Raw genomic sequence first — 4429 nt, 5'->3', positions numbered from 1 at the left:
GTAAACAGTGAATTTTCCTTTGTTTCTTGCATGATCGTTTGACTCCATTTAAATTGATAATATTGAACGAAAACTAGAAACTTTATATAATTTCGATAGCCTCGTATGATTACTGACTAATACTTCTCCATGCCTCTGCGATCGCCCGGAATATTACTGAGAAAATTTTAAAATTTATCCGATCGCACTACTTTACTCAGCTATCTAGACTACAAGGGTTTTGTAAGGGCGATTGCGAATCGGATCGTAAAGGAAAATCTGACTCGGCTGTGGAATGAAAAACAGCGTATTGATGCCATTGCTGCTGCTGTTCTTGGTATCGCTGTTACTGTTAGCACTGCTGAAACCGCTGGTAGTGCTGCCACCGCTGACAGTCCCAGATTCTCGATCGGTTAATTCGGTAAAAAGTGAATTTTGTTGATTGTCCGGCATAAGGAACTCCTATTAAGACATATATAGTTACTTACGTACCGATCCCAGAAAAACCGGGTAACAGTGCCAAAAATCATTGCGGAAATGCTCTGTTTTCCTGACTGTTGCCGCCTGAATCCACCATTCTTGATGTTTGGGGAAATTTCCGGGTGGGGACGGCAAAGCTGTGCGGATTTTGACCTTGACCATGTGAATTTTGATTTAGACTTCTAAATCTATCCTTGGTGTCCGGAAAGCTAGAAAATAAATGTGACAAAAGAAATAGGCGATCGATCTCTCCTTCTTCCAACTCATACCGTTTGAGGTTTGAAAATGACTTATTTAATCAGGCTTTGGAGTTGGCCGCGAGTTGCATTCTTTTTTGGAAATGGCATTAAAACTCACAACGATTCTCTTTCCCCAAACTCAAAACTTAAAATTCAAAACAATTCCCCTCACCCCCAATAGCCGCCATGCCTCGCACACCCGAACCCATGCCCGCAGAAACCTTTGATAACGACCAGTTTTTGCCCCCTGTCAGCCGCTGGACTACTTTGGGGGGAATTTTGATGGTGGCGACGTTTGGCGGGGCGATCGCCCTGGCAAGCGTCACCAAATACAGTGCTACAGTCAAAGCAGACGCGATCGTCCGTCCAGCCGGAGAAGTGCGCGTCGTGCAAGCTGCAACCGAAGGAACCATCGAAAGCATTGCTGTCAGCGAAAATCAGACAGTAAAAGCCGGAGATGCGATCGCAGTTGTCAACGCTTCGCGTTTGGGCACTCAAAAAAAGCAGTTCCAAGACACAGTCAATCAGTCTCAAACAGCAGCACAGCAAATCAACCAGCAACTGCGGGACTTGGAAAATCAAATTTTAGCCAGCGGCCAATTTCAAACCATCCAAAATCAAAATTCCGCCGCCCAAGAAGTAGTCGAGTCCGCTCTTGTAAAAATCGCCACATCGCAGCCGGATGTCGCCGAGAGACTCGGCAGAAGTCGGCGGGTTTTGCTCGTCAAGCGATCGTCCATTCAACAACAATTAATTCAAGCTAAAAAAGAACTCAATCAAATTCAGTCACAACTCGAAAATAGCGTGATCCGCGCGCCCGCTGATGGTACAATTCTCAAATTGGAAGTACAAAGTACCGGTCAAACAATACAAGCCGGAAGTGCGATCGCCCAAATCGTCCCTAGCGACGTACCCCTTTTAGTCAAAGCCAGAGTAACATCCCAAGATATTGCCCGCATCCAAATCGGCCAACCAGTGCAGATGAGGATTTCCGCCTTACCCTTCCCAGATTACGGGACACTAAAAGGAACAGTCAGCGCGATCGCCCCAGATGCGATCGCGCCTCAAAATCCCGGTAATAATTTAGGTACTGCTTATTATGAAGTTGCAATTAAACCCGATCAAACCTATCTAACCAAACTCGAATCTACCGGCAATCAAGCAGTTGGAACTTCCCAGGCAAATACCCCACGCCAATATTCAATTCAGTCAGGAATGGAAGGAAGAGCCGATATTATTACTGGTCAAGAAACTGTTTTGACGTTTATTTTACGAAAAGCAAGGTTGATGACAGATTTATAATTAGTCAGTTTTTCAAGACTTCTGGTACGACTACCAAGACTGAGGTAAATTATGACCAAAAATGAAACATGGATTGTTTACAAAACTGAATCTATGAGTGCGGAAGGCTGGGAAGAACGTCAGCTACTACCGATCGGTGGTTTGACTGACATTTTAGCAACAGAGTGGGATTCTTCGGGGAAATTGCCTCAAATTGGCGAGCGGGTGCGAGAATACGAAAACCTCGAAGATCCGGGTAACGGAGTCACCCACGGTCGAGATAGCAATTGGATTGTGAAAAGCATCCACAAATTCTCATCTAGCGACACAAACCTGGAAATCATGGTCTGTTATTGCGCGTATGAACCTGTTGAATCTAAATGGGTTGAATTAAAACGAGGAAAGCCTGTGAATGAGATTTTGCAACCCGTTGAAATTGGGTAAAAATCTTAATCTTTCTAATTAATCATCTTCAGTCCGCGCAGGCGGACTTTGTTTTTGTAGACGCGGTTTCAACCGCCGGGTTTATGTGTACTTTGTTTTTGTAGACGCGGTTTCAACCGCCGGGTTTATGTGTACAATAAATACACCTGGTTTATGTGTAGAATAAATAACATCCATCGCCAATATGAAAATCAACGATAAACTCAAGACCATTCTAGCTGAATTGCGATCGCACTTCGAGCTGCTGTATGGCGATCGGCTCACCCAAATGGTACTCTACGGTTCCCAAGCGCGGGGCGACGCACATCCCGAATCAGATATTGATGTTTTGGTCGTTCTCAAAGGGCAAGTCAATCCCGGCGAAGAAATCAAAAGAATCAGCCATATTCGGGCAGATTTGTCTCTCCAAAATGATGAAGTGATTAGCTGTTTGTTTATGGACGAAAATCGGTTTACGCACTACAACGGGCCTTTATTGAGGAATATTCGTAAAGAGGGAATAGCTTTATGAAACCGGAACAAATCGATCGAACACTCCAAACTTTGAATGCTCATAGTGCTTCTAAACCATCCATTTCTGCCACAAGAAACTCTTGATTGATAGCAGCAATCTCAACTTGAATATCTGGATCGTTTGCCATCTCTGCTATCTCTGCCTCCAGGTATTTAGCATTAGCGAGTTTATTAGCTATGTAAGTTTTCTCCCGCACTCGGCAAGCGATACGTTCCAGCAGCCAAAGTTGTTCTTCTATCGACAGGGAACTAATAGAACGTTCAATCTCTACTAAAGTTTGTGAAATCATTTTAGTTTCCTCTTGTTTTTTGCCCCATCGCAAATCATCGAGATTTTTTTGAATGAGGTTGCGTCCATTCCGAATAGATTTATTATTACGCGCGATCGCTTACTTATCTTGTATCTATATTATACGACATCTTTGCGTGGTAGCTTATGACAGAATACGGTTAAGTTAAAGTTTTTTGTCATTGCGAGGAACGTTAGCGAAGCGATCCGTTCGCCGAAGGCGTTCCCGAAGGGTAGGAAAGCAATCGCAGTGTCTATTTTTCACATCGTTTTATCACTACGATTCCCCTATCTTACCTGTATTGAGGTATGACGCACACTCCAACGACTCCAGACGATTCAGCAAGTCGGGTTTCCCCCTTGTTTTTCCCCGACAAAGAATGTAAAATTCTAAAAACATGGGTTGTAAGCAATGAACGAAGCGCGCCACGAAGCCTATCTCAATCTGATTGATTCTCTCGTCACCTGTCCCAGCGAGGAAGAAATCGAGATTCTGCAAGCTAACCTAGAATTAATAGATGATGGTTTTGCCCAATATTTGCGAGAGTGGGCAACTGAAACTATGGCAACTTTGGATGCAGAAGAAGCATACAATTGTGCTAATTTTTTATACGGTTTAGATTTCACTTTTTATAATTTGCGACAAGGCAGTCGGGCAAGTAATTTAGAGGTAGCGATTGCTTGTCTGGAGAGTGGATTAACTGTTGTTACTCGCGAAGCTTACTCGGAAGACTGGGCCAGGTTTCAAAACAGTCTGGGAGGTGATTACCAAAACAGAATCAGAGGGGAAAAAGCCGAGAATCTGGAATTGGCGATCGTAGCTTATGAGGCATCCTTGGAAGTTTACACCCGCGACGCATTTCCCGAAGACTGGGCAACGTGTCAAAATAATTTGGCGATGGCCTACCTCTACAGAATCAGAAGGGGAAAAGCCGAGAATCTGGAATTGGCGATCGCAGCTTTTGAGGCATCCTTGGAAATTTGGACTCGCGACGCATTTCCCTTTGAATGGGCAACGTGTCAAAATAATTTGGGGCTTGCCTACCACAACAGAATCAGAGGGGAAAAAGCCGAGAATCTCGAAGGCGCGATCGCAGCTTATCTCGCATCCTTGGAGATTTACACCCGCGACGCATTTCCCGAAGACTGGGCAAGGAGTCAAAATAATTTGGCGAATGCCTACCTCTACAGAATCAGAGGGGAA

The 4429-nt window shown here is 44.4% G+C and carries 6 protein-coding genes; 4 read left to right on the top strand and 2 right to left on the bottom strand.

The window, feature by feature from the left end; all coding sequences use genetic code 11:
• Positions 1-204: 204 nt before the first annotated feature.
• Positions 205-432, bottom strand: coding sequence for a secretion protein HlyD (locus tag JGK11_RS32430; RefSeq protein ID WP_293214466.1), 228 nt, complete (start codon positions 430-432; stop codon positions 205-207).
• Positions 433-884: 452 nt separating this feature from the next.
• Here JGK11_RS32430 and JGK11_RS32425 point away from each other — a divergent pair, with 452 nt between their 5' ends.
• From JGK11_RS32425 to JGK11_RS32415, 3 genes are all read left to right on the top strand, one after another.
• Entirely contained in the window at positions 885-2000 is a 1116-nt protein-coding gene (locus tag JGK11_RS32425) for an HlyD family efflux transporter periplasmic adaptor subunit (protein WP_293214464.1), read from the top strand.
• A gap of 51 nt (positions 2001-2051) precedes the next feature.
• Entirely contained in the window at positions 2052-2423 is a 372-nt protein-coding gene (locus JGK11_RS32420; RefSeq protein WP_293184282.1) for a hypothetical protein, read from the top strand.
• Positions 2424-2607: 184 nt separating this feature from the next.
• Entirely contained in the window at positions 2608-2934 is a 327-nt protein-coding gene (locus JGK11_RS32415) for a nucleotidyltransferase domain-containing protein (protein ID WP_293214462.1), read from the top strand.
• Positions 2935-2974: 40 nt separating this feature from the next.
• Here the strand turns inward: JGK11_RS32415 and JGK11_RS32410 are convergent, their stop codons facing one another.
• Complete coding sequence (locus JGK11_RS32410; protein ID WP_293190820.1) at positions 2975-3226, bottom strand: hypothetical protein; 252 nt, start codon at positions 3224-3226, stop codon at positions 2975-2977.
• Positions 3227-3637: 411 nt separating this feature from the next.
• Between JGK11_RS32410 and JGK11_RS32405 the strand changes: the two genes are divergently transcribed.
• Positions 3638-4429, top strand: a 792-nt coding sequence (locus tag JGK11_RS32405; RefSeq protein ID WP_293199360.1) for a tetratricopeptide repeat protein, incomplete at its 3' end; no start/stop codon positions are given.

Source organism: Microcoleus sp. PH2017_34_RAT_O_A (assembly GCF_020737885.1).
In the GTDB taxonomy this organism is placed as follows: Bacteria; Cyanobacteriota; Cyanobacteriia; order Cyanobacteriales; family Microcoleaceae; genus Microcoleus.
The sequence above is the reverse complement of the archived record's forward strand: the minus strand, read 5'-3'. Positions and strand labels throughout refer to the sequence as shown.